This is a genomic window from Ornithinimicrobium murale, from assembly GCF_003352835.1.
In the GTDB taxonomy this organism is placed as follows: domain Bacteria; phylum Actinomycetota; class Actinomycetes; order Actinomycetales; family Dermatophilaceae; genus Ornithinicoccus; species Ornithinicoccus muralis.
Window position 1 is genome coordinate 1 of record NZ_QLVD01000032.1, and the last position, 15,558, is coordinate 15,558.

The 15,558-nt window shown below is 65.7% G+C and carries 13 protein-coding genes and 1 pseudogene; all 14 read left to right on the plus strand.

The annotated features are described in order from the left end of the window. The first annotated feature begins 383 nt into the window (after positions 1-383). The 14 genes and pseudogenes from DPQ65_RS14115 to DPQ65_RS14180 all read left to right on the plus strand — a co-directional run bounded on the left by DPQ65_RS14115 (position 384) and on the right by DPQ65_RS14180 (position 15,516). Positions 384-1,010 (plus strand): hypothetical protein, encoded by a 627-nt coding sequence (locus tag DPQ65_RS14115; RefSeq protein ID WP_162802259.1) that lies wholly within the window; start codon positions 384-386, stop codon positions 1,008-1,010. Then, on the plus strand, positions 1,007-1,372 hold the full coding sequence (locus tag DPQ65_RS14120) for a hypothetical protein (protein ID WP_238146872.1): 366 nt from the start codon (positions 1,007-1,009) through the stop codon (positions 1,370-1,372). The genes DPQ65_RS14115 and DPQ65_RS14120 overlap by 4 nt, the downstream gene beginning before the upstream one ends. A gap of 99 nt (positions 1,373-1,471) precedes the next feature. Further along, entirely contained in the window at positions 1,472-2,254 is a 783-nt protein-coding gene (locus DPQ65_RS14125; RefSeq protein WP_114908003.1) for a hypothetical protein, read from the plus strand. Next, a complete protein-coding gene (locus DPQ65_RS14130) occupies positions 2,251-3,822 on the plus strand; it encodes a DUF2339 domain-containing protein (RefSeq protein ID WP_114908004.1) in 1,572 nt (523 codons plus the stop codon). Before DPQ65_RS14125 ends, DPQ65_RS14130 begins: the two co-directional genes overlap by 4 nt. Positions 3,823-3,835: 13 nt before the next feature. Then, positions 3,836-5,341 carry an SCO6880 family protein gene (locus DPQ65_RS16365; protein WP_114908005.1) on the plus strand — a complete coding sequence of 502 codons (1,506 nt, stop codon included), beginning with the start codon at positions 3,836-3,838 and terminating at the stop codon, positions 5,339-5,341. Positions 5,342-5,370: 29 nt separating this feature from the next. Continuing rightward, complete coding sequence (locus DPQ65_RS14140) at positions 5,371-6,852, plus strand: ATP-binding protein (protein ID WP_238146873.1); 1,482 nt, start codon at positions 5,371-5,373, stop codon at positions 6,850-6,852. Between the two features lie 7 nt (positions 6,853-6,859). Then, entirely contained in the window at positions 6,860-8,401 is a 1,542-nt protein-coding gene (locus DPQ65_RS14145; RefSeq protein ID WP_114908007.1) for a lytic murein transglycosylase, read from the plus strand. Next, positions 8,401-8,871, plus strand: coding sequence for a hypothetical protein (locus DPQ65_RS14150; protein ID WP_114908008.1), 471 nt, complete (start codon positions 8,401-8,403; stop codon positions 8,869-8,871). Before DPQ65_RS14145 ends, DPQ65_RS14150 begins: the two co-directional genes overlap by 1 nt. A 104-nt stretch (positions 8,872-8,975) precedes the next feature. Continuing rightward, a complete protein-coding gene (locus tag DPQ65_RS14155; protein ID WP_238146874.1) occupies positions 8,976-10,331 on the plus strand; it encodes a type IV secretory system conjugative DNA transfer family protein in 1,356 nt (451 codons plus the stop codon). Beyond that, complete coding sequence (locus DPQ65_RS14160) at positions 10,328-10,963, plus strand: hypothetical protein (RefSeq protein WP_202863148.1); 636 nt, start codon at positions 10,328-10,330, stop codon at positions 10,961-10,963. The genes DPQ65_RS14155 and DPQ65_RS14160 overlap by 4 nt, the downstream gene beginning before the upstream one ends. A 282-nt stretch (positions 10,964-11,245) precedes the next feature. Beyond that, positions 11,246-12,172 (plus strand): hypothetical protein, encoded by a 927-nt coding sequence (locus DPQ65_RS14165; RefSeq protein WP_162802260.1) that lies wholly within the window; start codon positions 11,246-11,248, stop codon positions 12,170-12,172. 206 nt (positions 12,173-12,378) lie between these two features. Next, positions 12,379-12,992, plus strand: a pseudogene (locus DPQ65_RS14170) (recombinase family protein). Positions 12,993-13,156: 164 nt separating this feature from the next. Further along, the gene (locus DPQ65_RS14175) at positions 13,157-14,341 is read left to right on the plus strand and encodes an adenine-specific methyltransferase EcoRI family protein (protein ID WP_114908011.1); all 1,185 of its coding nucleotides are present in this window, start codon (positions 13,157-13,159) and stop codon (positions 14,339-14,341) included. Then, positions 14,338-15,516, plus strand: a complete 1,179-nt coding sequence (locus DPQ65_RS14180; protein WP_114908012.1) for an HNH endonuclease family protein — start codon at positions 14,338-14,340, stop codon at positions 15,514-15,516. Before DPQ65_RS14175 ends, DPQ65_RS14180 begins: the two co-directional genes overlap by 4 nt. Positions 15,517-15,558: the final 42 nt, after the last annotated feature.

Here is a 15,558-nt window from a genome sequence, read left to right on the forward strand (position 1 = left end):
ATGCCCTTCCGGTTTGGGTGATACGTGCTCTAGACAAGTCGTATCTTCCCAGGTCAGAAGGGCATTTCTCGCTTTCCCACGCCGCTTCACCGGCTCACCCGATCGGTGGATCCAGGCTTAGAGTCCCGCCGCCAGCAGCTGCGGGGTGACCTGGCATGACGGGCACCGCAACCCGCCCGGTGGTCTCGGTCGATGAATTGAAGCTGGCGTGGCACGCAGTTTGCGAGGGCCAGTTCCGCAGGAGCGGACCCGGGAGGGTTGCCCGACCCACGACTGGCCACGTGGCCGACGTCTCGGAGGGGCAAGCTTGGGAAGCCGGTCCCGGAGAGCAGGCGATGGTGGTCCTGGGATGTGAGGGGTCCTGCGGTGCCAGTACCCTGGCGGTGGCTGTGGCCATGGCCACCGAAGGGACAGCGCGGGTCATAGAGGGGTGCTCGGCGGCAACCTCCGGGCTGGCCGAAGCGTGTACCGCGGAACTTGGGATAGCCGGGTCGTGGCGGCGGGGCACCCGTGAGCAGGTGGTCATCGAGCGGGTGGCCGAGGCGCTCATCCACCCGGGACAGACCCCCCTGCCGGCCGAACCAGACCGCCAGGTCCCGCTGACTGTCGTCGACCCGGGATGGCCCGCGGCGACCGTACTCAGCACCCAAGGGTGGATGAGTCACCTGGTCCTCTCCGGAGTTCCCGTGGTGCTGGTGGCCAGGGCCACGGTGCCCGGGATACGACGCCTGGAGACCGTGCTGCACATGATCCCCGGCGGCACGGTCCAGGGGGCAGTCCTCGGGCCGCGCGTGAAGAAGTGGCCCCAGGCGGTGACGCACAGCGTCGGGCCGAAGGTCAGTTCTCTGCTGAAAGCAGGGGGCCTGGTCACGGTGCCAGTGGACCGGCACCTGGCAGCGACCGGGCTGAACCCGGAGAAACAGCTACCGAGCGGGGTGCTGCGAACCGCACAGGCACTGACTCACATCTCAGTTGGCGAAAGAGCAACACACGAAGGAGACACAGCATGATCACGTTCGGAGGAACCGCGAGCACCGTGGTGAACGAGGCGATGGTTCTGCCCGCCAGAGTGTGCCCGGTAGCTCCACCAGGAGCCCAGGCACATGTCGACACCATCCTCGGGTATGTGCTGTGGGGGGTCGGGATCTGTTTCATTGTCGGGATCATCCTGGGGATCGCGGCGTTTGTCGGAGGTCGGTTCTTCGGGATGCGGCACGCCTCGACGGCAGGGGTGCTCAGCGTGGTGCTGGTGTTCATCGCGGTCATCGCCTACTTCGTGGCCCCCTCCATCCTCGACGCCATGATGGGTGACGGGTGCGTTGTGTCCGCGCCGCTGCTCATCGAACAGCTCTCGACGTCACTGAGCATCTGAGTAGTTGGGGTCTGTGCGATGAGGTGGTCTCCAGTCCATCGGCGGGAGCGTCAGGAAGTCGACCCCTGGAACCGGGGAAAACTCCTCATACTCCTGGGTGTGCTCGTGGCCGGTGGTCTCGTGGTGGTGCTGGGCATCGGGTTGGCGGTCTACTACGCCGTGCAGCCATCAGAGGCTGACCAGAGCGCGAGCGAAGCACCTGCACAAGCACCAGTGCCGACGACCCCCGCAGGTGACCTGGGCACGGTGCGCGGCGAAGACCATCGCGACAAGGTGGCTTCCGCGCCGATGGCCACAGCCCACCCCTCAGACATCCGGCCCACCGAACCCGCCACTGTCGTGGCCGACACGATCGAGGTGCCCGCGGCAACGGAAACCGGGCCGGCAGACATCCCGACAGGATTCCCGGCCACCCCCGAGGGCGCGGTTGGACAGCTGGCGGCGATCGATGTGGCGGTGCTGCACGCCATGGACGTCAGGCAAGCAGGCGAGGTCTATGACGCGTGGGCTCTTCCCGGGGGTGTCGGCGCCGGTCAGTGGGTGATGACCGAAAACGTGGTGGCTTTCCTCGGGGCGACGAGCAACAGCGCGGCCAAGCCGGCGACAACGACGGTGGTGGCAAAACCAGCGGCAGCACAGATCAAGGGTGTAGACGGTTCTGAATGGGTGGTGGTCTGTGTCCTGCTCGAGGTGCGGGCCACGGTGAAACAGGACGCCCAGATCGGGTACGGCCACTGTGAACGGATGCAGTGGGAGGCCACTCAGGGCCGGTGGATGATCGCGCCGGGCGAGCCTCCCGTGCAGGCACCTTCGACGTGGCCAGGTAGCGCGGCGGCGGTCAACGCCGGCTGGCAGACATGGGTGGAGGCGTGGGATCGATGATCCGCACTTCGTGGTGGGACTACATCAACCCGTTCAAGTACCTGGGGGACGCCGCAGGAAAGGTCGTCGCAGACGGGTGGACCGCTGCCATGTTGGGCCTGTGGAACGCCGGGCTGTGGCTGCTGCGGACGGTGATGGGGTGGGTCGACGGCTTCCTGACCCCCGACCTGAGCATGGACGGCCCGGCGGGGCTGATCTACCAGACCACCTTCTGGATGGCAGGTGCGCTCGTGCTCCTCATGCTGATGACACAGCTGGGGCTGGCCGCGTTCCGCCGGGACGGCCGACTGCTCGGGCAAGCACTGGTTGGGGTCGGCCAGTTCATGATGGTGTGGGTCGCAGTCATCACCTGGTGCGCCGCGGTGGTGCTCGCGGCCAGCGGCCTCACCAAGGGCCTGATGAAGGCTCTGCTCGGTGTCGACATGTGGTCGGCATGGAACCCGTGGGGTGGCTTCAGTACCGAGGACATCACGGACGGGACGTTGGCGACAGTCCTCGGATTCATGGGCCTGGTCCTGTGGATCAGCGGCCTCGGATTCTTGATCATCATGCTGGCCCGAAGCGGAGCGCTGGTCGTCCTCGCAGCCACGGCACCGATCGCAGCAGGGGGACTGGTCTCCGACATCGGCAGGACCTGGTTCTGGAAGAGCGCCCGCTGGTTCCACGCCGGGGCGCTCACCCCGGTCCTGATCGTTCTCGTGATCGGAATCGGGGTCCAGCTGACCGCTGGCGTAGTGAACGAGGCCACGCCGAGCGAGACCGGCCTACCCACAGAGGTGGGAATGGCGCTGATCGGGGTCATCCTCATCCTGATCGCCTGCTTCTCACCGCTGGCACTGTTCAAACTGCTGGCGTTCATTGACCCCAGCACCTCCTCCGGCGCCGCTGTGCGGGCCGGAGTGCAGCAGCAGGGCGGGGTCAAGAACCTCTTCCGCCGTCAAGGGGCGGAATCCTCCTCGGGGCAGGCGAGCCAAAGCAACCAGCTGGGCCAAGCGCAGGGGGAGAGCGGCGCCGAGAGCGCCACCACCGGCCGGTTCAGCCAGGCCGGTAGCGGCCAGTCGACCGGCGGGGCCGGTGGCAGCGGAGCTGGAAGTGGTGCCTCTGCCGGTGGTGGTGCTGCGGCAGGTGGCCGCGCGGCGGGAGCTGCGGGTGTCGCGGGCGGAGTGGTCGGCGGGGTGGTTGGTGGACTGGCGGCCCTGTATGGCGGCATGAAGTCAGTGGGAGTCAAGGGCGCCTCGATCGGCGCCGACGTGACCAACCAGGCGGGCATGGGTCACGGTTCCTACTACCCGGACATCGGTAGTGGTGAGCAGAGGCGACGGAACCACCCCCGGCGGCAGCCAGATCAGGGGGAGGCCGACGCCCGGCGGCAGGACGGCTCGAGTGAGACAGGTGTGGATCCAGGGACGTTGCCGACCTCGCCGCGGCAGGTGCCCAGCCCACCGGTTCCCGGTGGTGGAAGCAACGGACCGGGTGCCGGGGCGGCTGGTGGTGGCGGCAAGGGCGGCGGTGCCGGCGGTCCTGGACGTGGTGGTCCCGGCGGGCCGCCCGCCGGTGGCGGCAAGTGATGGAGGTTAAGGCATGACGGTGTATGACGATTACCAGCGTGATCGCGTCGGGTGGTTCTTCGGGCTCTCCGGGTGGCAGTTCAGCGCGCTGGCCCTGGGCAGCCTGCCGGTCTTTTGGAGCGTGAGCCGGGAGGCATGGAGCGCGGTCGGGATCTTCGCCCTGGTCTGGGCGGCTGTGTTCCTGCTGGTGGTGGTCCCGGTGAAAGGCCGGTCCGCTACCGGGTGGCTGACCGCGAGCACAGCGTTCGCGGTCGGGGGCCTACGCGGGTGGACGCGGTTCCGCAGCAAGGCCAGCAAGGGAGCCGTGGAAGACCTGGGGCGGGTCGATCTGCCGGGGGTCCTGCAGGGCGTCGAGATTCACGACGGGCCACCGCATGCCCCGACCCAGGACCGAGTCGCGGTGATCCAGGACCACGGCACACGGACCTGGTCGGTGACCGCGGCGGTGGTGCACCCGGGCGTGGGGATGATGGACGGTCGAGAACGGCACGATCAGGGCTTGGCGCTGACCGAGCTGCTCGATGCGTGCGCGCGGACCGAACTGATCGATGAGGTCCTGATTATGGTGCGCACAGTGCCAGACGACGGCGCCGAGCGGGCCGAGTATGTGCGCACGCACGCCAGCCCGAGCGCGCCGGCGTTGTCCCGGCAGATCAATGCCGAGATGGGGGAGTGGTTGACCAGGGCGTCGGTGCGAACCGAGGAGTTCTTCACGATCTGCGTCCCGGAGTCCCGGCTCGGACGTGAAGCACGGGAGCACGGTGGAGGGGTCATTGGCCGCGCCCGCGTGCTGTACGAGCTGATGGCCGAGGTGGAGTCACACCTGAGCGGCGGCCTGGACATGGGAACGGTGAACTGGCTGACCTCGCCAGAACTGGCGTTGGCCTGTCGCACGGGCTTCGCGCCGGGAGACCGGGCCAGCGTCATCGCGGCCGTGGCCGAGCGGGAGACCAACCCTGACGTCGAGGCCGACATCCCGTGGGCGATGGCCGGTCCCTCCGGCAGTGATCAGGGGATGCGGCACTACAGCCACGACGCGTGGAACTCGGTGTCGGTCACCGTGCGACTGCCCGAGCGAGGAGCGGTGATCGGTGCCCTCGCGCCGGTGCTGACCCCCTCGGAGGTGGGGGAGCGGCGGTCCTTGGTGGTGGCCTACCCGCTGGTGGACCAGCGCAAGGCCGACCGGCAGACCCAGAACTCCGAGTTCGCCTCCGGCATCGGGGCCGGCTTGCGCGCGCGGGCGGGGATCCACACCAGGGCACGGCAGCGTAACGCGGAGGCCAAGGCAGAGCAGATGGACGCCAAGTTGGCTCGGGGAAACGCGATGATCGTGCCGTATGCGGTGGCAACGGTCACCGTGCCCAAGACGCTGTCGGCGCCCGAGGCGGGGCGGCGACTGGATGCCTCGGTGCGTCGAGCCGGGTTCGCTCCGATGCGGCTGGACATCGCCCATGGTGCCGCGTTCGCGGCGTCGACGATTCCGTTGGGGTCGTGCTTGAGCCGCAGGGGTGAGCGGTGATGGTGCGGCGAGGAGGCTCCGGTCGGGACATGGGGCGGCTACTGAGTGACTTCGGGCACGAACTGCCCCGGGTGGCCCGGGTCGAGAAGCCAGCCACGGCGCCACGGGTGTTCCGGTACGCGCAGCGGCGCGGGGCGCGGCGAAACGGTGCGGGTTGGGCGCCGGCGGTTGCGCCGGTGTCCCCCTGGCGGATGACGACCGACCAGGCGCCGGTGCTCTGGCCGTTCATCGCCCCACCGGGACTACCACCCACGGGTGCGCAGGTGGGTATCAACCAGCTCTCCGGTGGTGCGTTCAACTTCGACCCGCACGGGTGGGTGCTGGATGAGTCGGTGCAGGTCACCAACCCGAACGTGATCCAAATGGGCAAGCCGGGTACCCAGAAGTCGACCACGGTGAAGTGCTCGGCACTGCGGATGATGGAGTACGGGTACCGGTTGCTGATCCTGGGGGACATCAAGGACGAGTACGTCGATGTGTGCCGGGCACTGGGCCAAGAACCATTCGAGGTCGGCATCGGACTGCCGGCGCGGATCAACCCTCTGGATTTCGGGCCCTTGCGGCAAGGGTGGGAACGACTGGACCGGCAGGAGATCGAGCGGCGGTCCCAGATCGTGTTCTCTCGCTGGCTGACCCTGGTCGGGGGGTTGGTCGGCAGCCAGCAGGTGGGTGACCGGCGGGTGCCGTTCGGGCCGACCGAGGAGCGGGTCGTGGAGGCGGCGCTGCGCGAACTGACCGGGTACGCCTCAGCGCAGAGCACCCTCACCGAGACGACGATCCCGCAGTTGTGGGACCTGATCGATAACCCGCCCAAGGCGCTGATTGAAGCCTGCCGGTATGAGTCGGAGGCGCACTTCTTCAACGACACCCGGCTGTTGCGGGACTCGTTGAGTGGGCTGGTGCGGGGCGCTCTGGCGGGGCTCTTCGATAACCACACCACGATCGACGTCGACTGGGCCGCGCCGATCCAGAGCCTGAGCCTGTCCAGGTTGAGGCAGTTGGGAGAGGAAGCTGTCGGGGTCGCCCTGCTGTGCGTGAACTCCTGGGGACGTGGGATGCGAGAGCTGGCCATCCCCGGCGACCTGCGGATCGTGGTGCGCGATGAGTCGTGGATGCAGATGCGGCTGGGACCTGCGGCGGTGAAGTCGTTCGACGCGGACCTGAGGCTGTCCCGCACCGATGGCGAGTTGCAGTGGGCTGTGATGCACAAACCATCGGACCCGCTCTCGGCCGGCGACGCCGGGTCGCAGGCATGGAACATCGCCAAGGACCTCATCAACCTGGCTGACATCAAGATCCTGCACGGGCAGGACCCGAAGATCGCCAACGAGCTGGAACAGATCCTGGAGCTGGGGCCGATCGTGCGCGACCTGGTGACCGGGTGGGCCAGGCGCGGACCGGGCCGGGCGGTCTGGATGGTCGGAGAACAAGCGTTCAAGGTCCAGATGGTGCGCCACCCGTTGGAGGTTGCCCTGACGAACACCAACCAGGCACTCGAAAAGGCCGGGTGAGGGGAACGTGAAGACCGTAGGGCTGATCGTGCTAGCCGTGATGGCCGTGTTGGTCGGAGCCCCCGTGCTCACCGCCGTCGGGTTGATGGCGGTCGGTACCCCGGCGGCCGGTGAGGTCATCAGGGCCAAACCGTGTGAGGGCAACCCCCTGTCGCAGCACTGGCGTGCCCCGTTTGAGCAGGAGTACACGATCGCGACCGAGTTCGGGCAGAGCCGCCAGACTGGCGGACCGCCCCTGGAGGGAGTGGACCTTCTCTCGGCGCAACAGCCCGGCGAGGTCGTCGCGGCCGCGCGCGGAGTGGTCACCTCCACCGCGACGCAGGACAGCGGCGCGAAGGCAATCGAGATTGACCACGCACACGGCATCACCACCCGCTACGTGCACCTTGGCCAGATCAAGGAGGGCCTCACCGACGGTTCCAAGGTGAGCATCGGGCAGCCGCTGGGTACCGAGGGCGGCACCGGCACCACCGCGGGGACCCTGCTCCACTTCCAAGTGCTCGTCGAGGACGTCCTGACAGACCCGGTGCAGTTCATGCGGGAACGGGGAACACCGCTGAACGGTGCTGCCGCGGACCAGTGGATCGCCCTGGACGTCGGCGACAAGGTCCTAGAGGGAGGCGTCGGGTTCGAGCTCCCCGAGCCCGGCGAGCCACGCAAGGACTCGCTGACCAACCCGGCACTGAGCGTGCCAGCCGACATCGAAGTACTGTACGAGCAGGCGGGGGAGGACTACGGGATCCCGGGCACGCTGCTGGCGGGGATCGGGATGACCGAGACTGCCCATGGCCGCAACACGGCCGAATCGCCGGTCGGGGCACTGGGGCTGATGCAGTTCATGCCGGAGACGTTCGCAGCATTCGGGGTCGACGGAGACGGCGATGGGATCGCGGACATCCGCAACGACGCGGACTCGATCTTCTCTGCCGCGAACTACCTGACGATCTCGGGTGTGCAGAACGGCCCTGACGGGGTGCGCGAAGCCCTATATGCCTACAACCAGGCCGACTGGTACGTCAACGACGTCCTCTTCTATGCGCACGAGTACGGCGGCGGGATCGTCATCGGTGACCCGATCATCTGTGATGACCCGGTCAACCCCGGAAACCCCGAACTGCCACCGCTGACGAACGAGCGCATCGAGAGGATGTTTGCCCGAGCCCAACTGGAACTTGGTGACCCGTACGTCCTGGGAGCCGAGGGACCCAACGCCTGGGACTGCTCCAGTTTTTCCCGGATGGCCTTCGCCGAGATTGGGATCACGATGCCACGCACCGCGAGGGCACAACGTGACTGGCTGGCCTCGGGTAACGGCTTCCGGGTGCCGCTGGGCAAGGAACGGCCCGGAGACCTGGTGTTCTGGGACTCCTACCGGGGACCGAACGAGATCGGTCACGTGATGATCGTCTGGGACCCGGCAAACATGTCGACCATCGAGGCGAAGATCCCCCGGGTCAGTCACGGCGACTACACCGCCGGGATCGACAAGAACATCTTCGAGATCTGGCGAGTGGGCAATATCGCCGACGACCCTGAGGGCGTGACCTGATGTCCACCAACAGACCACTGCAACGGGACCGCCGCGCTGACCCCTACCCGTGGACCTGGGAAATCCCCGTGGGCGCGATCATCGCCGCCGCCCTCCTGCTGATCCTGGGGGTGCACGTGGGACGCGGGCTGGCATGGCTGCTCTCCGGCCACGGGTGGGCCTGGCCGGGACAACTGGACCTGATCACCACCCTGCCGGCAGTGCTCGGAGGCGATGCACACGCTGGTCTCGCTGAGACAACGGCAGGCGGACCCGGGGCCGGGTGGGTGCGCGTCTGGGTCATCGTCACCGAACTGGTCATCGTGGTGCTGCTGGGCGTGGCGACCTGGTACGGACTGGGGAGGTGGGGGCCTGGACGAGTCCACGGGGTGGCGACCAAGCCTGAGACCCAGCAGACCCTGGGGGTGGGCCGCCTCCGCAGGATCAAAGCCGTGGTGCGTCCCGACCTGTATGGAAAGGAACGGGAATGAGGCGACACAACCGATTCGAACCGACAGACGTCGGGTGGCAGCTAGGGACTTCCTACCAGCCTCGCGGGGGGAGCCTGTGGGTGCCATGGGACCGCACCACCGGGGTGATCGGCCCGCAGGGCTCCGGTAAGACCCTGGATCTCCTGACTCCAGCGCTGCTGCAGGCACCCGGTGCCGCCCTCGTCACTCTCACAAAGGTTGAAGACCTCCTGTTGACGTTGACGGCACGTTCGGCCGACGAACGTCCCATTGCAGTGCTCGACCCCTTCGGTCTGGCCCCTGGGGTACCGGAGTTGGTGTGGGACCCGATCGCCGGATGCGTCGACCCGATGGTGGCCGAACGCCGAGCCAAAGCCTTCACCGCAGGCACCGTGAAAGGGGCAGTGCACGGCGGGACCGGAGACGACGCCGCCCGGTTCTACGCAGCTGAAGCATCCAAGGTGATCCAAGCCTATTTCCACGCCGCGGCCCTCACCGGCCAGCACCTAGAACAGGTGCTCACCTGGGTAGCCAATCCGCTAGCAGCAAGCGACCCCGGAGAGATCCTGCGTGAGCACCCACATAGCGCACCGTTCTGGTACGGCTTGCTCGAGGGCGCCCTGCGCGGAGATGACAGGACCGCCGGCAACACGATCACCACCATGCAGCAATCCATGGCCCTGTTCTTCCAGGCAGACATCCGCGGCCGGTGCGTCCCCGGCCCCGGCCGCCCGGCGACCAACCTGGAAGACGTCATCGCCCAGAACGGGACCATCTACCTGCTCGGCCGGGAAGACCCCTACGCTTCCGCGTCACCGCTGATGACAGCGGTCGCCGAACAAGTCCTCGACACCGCACTGAAACTGGGCAACGCCTCCCGGTGGGGCAAACTATGCCCACCCATGCTGGCCTGCCTGGATGAACTGCCATCGACGGCACCATTGCCCACGCTACGGACCCGTATGGCCAACGAACGCGCGCTGGGCATCTCATTCATCTGGGCCGCGCAGACCCGAGCCCAACTGAACTCGATCTTCGGCGAACAGGAAGCCCGGGCAGTGTTCGGGCTGACCAACGTCACCGTCCTCTTCGGCGGATCCAAAGACGTCCAGTTCAACCAGGAAATATCCGACCTCCTCGGACCCGTGCGGGTAGCCAGGAACAGCTGGCAGACCGGCAAGCGGGGCGGTCGCACCACCTCCGGAGAGGACATCCCCATCGTGAGCGCCGCCGAGGTGCGGCGCCTACCCGAACGGCAAGCCCTCGTCGTCCCAGAGAACGCGGGACCGGTGATCGCCAAGGTGCACCGCTGCATCGACGGCAAGACCGGCAAGGTGTTGCTCACGGAGCAGCAACAGATGCGTATGCACCTGGAGACCCGACGCCACCACACCATCAGCCCGCAGGCGCGCCAAACAGCCGCACTCGTCGAAGCCAGGCGCCTCGGTCTGGCCCGTCACGAAGAAAAGTCCTACCGGTGAGCACCCAAACCACCCACCTGGCTCAACCCCTGGTGGCTCCGTTCCCGCAGATCGGGCCAGCGATGCTGGTGGCCTACCAGGACCTGAACATCGCCGGGGGCCTGGAAGGAACGAAGGAACAGCAAAAGGCGCTCGGCGACCCATCCCGGCTACCCAGGCCCTGGGACGTGACCACGTGCACGATGCCGCACCTGCGCAGGGAGGTCTGGCAGTGGCTGGAACAAGTCGTGAACTGGCTGAACCACGAGTTCGTCTGGGACGTCGCCACCAGCATCCCCGCGTGCTGGCCACGACACCCGCACCTTGTGCACGAGATCGGTGTCATCGCCGATCAGCGGCGCCGGGCAGGCCTACACGTGGACAGCGACGCACTGGAGGAGTGGCACCGGTACTGCCTGCCGGCGTTCACCGACCGGATGCGGACCCGCCTGAAGTCCCACTGCGAAGAAGGCCATCAACCCTGGCCCTCCAGAGGCCGCTACAACCGACACGCCAACGAAGCCAGCACCGTCGAGCGAACTCGCCTCTACGAAGCTGACGTAACGGCAACCACAGAGATACGCAGCGAACCGTCCTCCCGCCCACGCCTGGGAGTGGTCGACCTGACCACCGGGGAGGTCACCGACCGCTAACCCAGGTCAGCAGGGATGCTGGTGTACTTCTCACCGTGGTTGGCGTGGCCGGCCCTAAGGTGCGCAGCGTACCGAAGACCACCCGATCGGTGTTGTTGACCCAGGTGAAGGTTGTGAACTGTTCGAAAAAACTAGTATTCAGTTACCCTGGGTTTGCCGAAACAACCGGTGTTTTGGGCCGAGTCACCTGCGGGCCGTGCCTTGCTGCGAGTGGTATCGGGAAGTGCGACTCCGAGCCAAAGTCAAGTCCTCAGAAGTCGTAGGTAGGACTAGCGTTTGAGTATGACGGTCCATCTTTTCGCGCTGAGTCCCGACAGTCAGTTCTTGCATGCCAGTGACCGGTGGCTCACTGACAGTCGATCCAAGCGGCGAATGGACGACTTAGCGAACAAAGTCGTCGCGGTGCTGGCGGATGATGCACTCTTCACGATTGGGTCCACGGGCCACGCCTACATCGGAGAAACACCCATCGATGTTGCGATCGTCGAGGCCATCCTTGGGACTGACGTGTGGGACAAGGCATCATTCGTCGGTCGCCCACCGAACCCTGACCCTCGATACATGTCGCTTGGAAAGATCAGGAAGCGCATCACGGAACACCTCACGTCCCGCACCGCACGGATCCCCGGTTGGTTCGTGCAACTTGGGATCTCCGGCTTCCACCGGCGCCGACAACTCAGCATTCCGTTTATGTGGGACCTGCAGATCACGCATGGCAACGCATCGTTGCGCGAGTTGTCAACCGAGAAGGTCCGCTACTCGAATCGCACTTCGACGTGGACCATCGGATCGGGACGGTACTTCTTCCAGAACGAGTTCCAGCGCCTCCTGCGTGAACCCAATGTGTTGATAAACGATGCCGCAGTCCTCGCAGGCCGCTATACCGCATCGCAGGAGCCGACCGTAGGGCCAGACGTCATGCTCGTCGAAGGCGTCATCCGCGGCGATTCCGCTGGGCTGCGTGTGCAGTACCGACCGGCCATTGAAGGGTTATCGGTCCAGGTCTACGGCAGCCTGATTCCAGAGATGTACACCCCGTGGATCGTTACTCCAAACGGCAGTACCTCGCCCAGCGTGGTCGTCGGCCAGACCCAGAGTGTCGGTGGCTTGCAGGTGGAAGTGCTTCCTCCGCCCGGCGCACCACCAATTGACGGCGACGTCGCGCTCATTGTGGCTCCCATCCCGCGCCCTGGATCCAGGGGGCGCTGATGGTCGCCGCTTCTCACATTCCTCGGAACGAAGGATCTGAGGGCGACGGGCACAGGACTGTGATCATTCGGCGTGGTTCCCGAACTGCCGACAACACCTGAGGCGTTGGGGTACACCCCAACGCAACAGTCAGCGATGAGACGTTTTCCCTGGTGCGCCAAGTCTACTTCCCGGCTTTTGCAACACATGCGTGCAAGGGCCTAGACATGGCGCAACACAGTGGGCAGCGGATCGGATACGCGCGGGTGTCGAGCACCGACCAGAACCTCGCTCGGCAGATCGCCACGCTCGACGCGGTGCACCGGTTGTTCGAGGAGAAGCAGTCCGGCTCCCGGCGCGACGGCCGTACCTCGCTGGCCGAAATGATCGCCTACGCCCGCAAGGGGACACCGTGGTCGTCTCCTCGATGGACCGGCTCGCACGCTCAGTCGTGGACCTGAACCAGACCGTGGGAGAGCTGGTCGCCAAGGGCGTGGTCGTCGAGTTCATCACCGAGCGGGTCGCCTTCCGCCCCGGCGCCACCGACGCCTTCGCCGAGTTCCAGCTCAACATCATGGCCTCCTCCGCCCAGTTCGAACGCGCCATCGCCAAGGAACGGCAAGCCGAGGGCATCCGCGTCGCGAAGGCCCGCGGCGTCTACACCGGCAGAGCCCGCAAGCTGACGGCCGCGCAACTGACCGAGGCGCGCGAGCTGATCGCAACCGGGGTGCCCAAGGCCCAAATGGCACGCCGGCTCGGCGTCGACAGATCGACCCTGCACCGAGCGCTCATCGCTGTGCAGAGGACTTCGGACAATCGTGCAGCCGACTTCGGACATTGACAAAAACTGCAGGTTCGGGTCCGGTTGACTACCGCCGGGTGCACAACACCGGACGCGAACACTTCGGGCTCCACGGCGGGCGCAAGTGAGAGCCGGGTGACTCCGCCGGGGCGCTCACGGCTAGTCTTGCCATGCGTTCGGCACACGAGGAGATGCGAGGGAGCATGGCGAACAAGGACCTGGGAGCTGCCAAGAAGGCCAAGCAGGACGAGTTCTACACCCAGTGGGCCGACATCGAGCGCGAGATGAACGCCTACCTGGAGTATGACGCAAACGTCTTCCGTGGCAAGACGATCCTCCTGCCATGCGACGACCCTGAGTGGTCCAACTTCACCAAGTTCCTCGCCCTGCACTTCGCCGACTTCGGCCTGAAGAAGCTGATCTCGACCTCCTACGCGCCCAACAGCAACGCCGGAGCGGCCTTTTACACCCCGACCCTGTTCGAGACCGACGACCCGGCGTACGACGAGGGCAAGTCGCTTGAACGCGGTCGCGTCTTCACCCTCACCCCCGAGGATGTCTCCGGTGACGGGCGCGTGGACATCGACGACCTGAAGTGGGAATACCTCGACGGTGACGGCGACTTCCGCTCCGCCGAGGTCACCGCCATGCGCGATGAGGCCGACATGGTTATCACGAACCCGCCGTTCAGCCTCTTCCGCACCTTCATGGCATGGCTTGGCGCTGGCGACGTGCGGTTCTCTGTGATCGGCAACAGCAATGCCATCACGTACAGCCAGATTTTCCCGCTGATCAAGGAGAACCGGGTGTGGAAGGGCGCGACAGCCAACACCACCGACATGGTCTTCGGGGTTCCGAAGGGCTTCCCACTCAAGGACGCCGATCGCGCGAAGGCCGAACGCATGGGCTACCCGTCGACGGCCGAGTACGACTTCACGAGACTCGGCAATTCATGCTGGTTCACCAACATCGAGCACGGCCGCCGACATGAACCGCTGCAGTTGATGACCATGGCTGACAACCTCAGGTTCAACAAGAAGCTCATCAAGGGTCTCGACGGCGGTGACGGGTACCAGAGGTACGACAACTTCGATGCGATCGAGGTCCCGTACACCGATGCGATTCCCAGCGACTTCGACGGCGTGATGGGTGTTCCGATCACGTTCCTGGACAAGTTCAATCCCGACCAGTTCGAGATCGTCGACCTCAGTCGTTATGCGAAGACGCAGGGCATGTCGAAGGAGTTCGTCGATGCGTACTACGCGTCTGGGCAGACCGGACAGATCAGCGAGGGTCACCCTGACCTCTGCTACTACAGCAACGCTGGGCGACCTGTTGTCCCCTATATGCGAGTCCTGATCCGGAGAAGGGATACCCCGTCTTCATGAAGACCGATCTCAAGCAATACACGGTGGCCCAGGTCACTGAGGGCTTCGTCTACAACGAACTCGAAGGCAAGGGCCTCTACGGGCTCGGTGGCACGCTCACGATCCAGCCGGAGTACCAGCGCAACTACATCTACGGCGACGGCAAGAAGGACGTCGCCGTCATCGACTCTCTGCTTAAGGGCTACCCGCTCGGGCTCATCTACTTCGTCGACACCAAGGACCCCTCCGGCCCGCACCTGGAGGTCCTCGATGGCCAGCAGCGCATCACCAGCGTCGGGCGATTCGTGACCGGCAAGTTCGCCATCATCCGCGACGGCAAGGAGCAGACCTTCTCTTCGCTGCCCAAGGAGGACCGTGAGCGCATCGAGAACAGCGAGCTGCTGGTCTATGTGTGCAGCGGCACCGAGGTCGAGATCAGGGACTGGTTCGAGACCATCAACATCGCCGGGGTGCCGCTCAACAAGCAGGAGATTAACAACGCCCTCTACTCCGGGCCCTTTGTCACTGCGGCCAAGGCCGAGTTCTCGAACTCGCAGAACGCCCTCCAGCAGAAGTGGTCCCACTTCGTCAAGGGTGACCCCAAGCGGCAGGAGGTCCTCGAAGAGGCCCTCGACTGGGTCGCATCATCCAAGGGTCAGACGATCGACGGCTACATGGCTGCCCACCGCACCGACACCACCATCAACGAGCTGAAGGTCTACTTCACGACCGTCATCGACTGGATCGACAGCGTGTTCACCGCCTCGCCGGACAAGACCATGCGCGGGATCGACTGGGGCCGACTCTACGAGAAGTACCACCACAAGTCCTACAACACTGCCACGATCGACGCAGACCTCCAGGACCTGCTCGATGACCCCGCTGTCGGCGACCGCAAGGGCATCTACGAGTACCTCCTCGACGGCAAGCAGGACACACGGATGCTCAACGTCCGCCTGTTCGACGCCCCGACCAAGAAGAAGGCCTACGCAGCGCAGACCACAAAGGCCAATGCCGACGGCACCTCGAACTGCCCGCTGTGCGCGCACGGCTTAAACGCCAACAAGGACCGGATCTACAAGTCGAACGAGATGGAGGCCGACCACGTGGCCGCATGGTCTAAGGGTGGGGAGTCCACCCTGCAGAACTGCGAGATGCTCTGCGTTCCGCACAACCGCTCTAAGGGCAACCGCTGACCGGGTGGGCGACGCATTCCCCCAGGGCTGGTCGTTCACCCT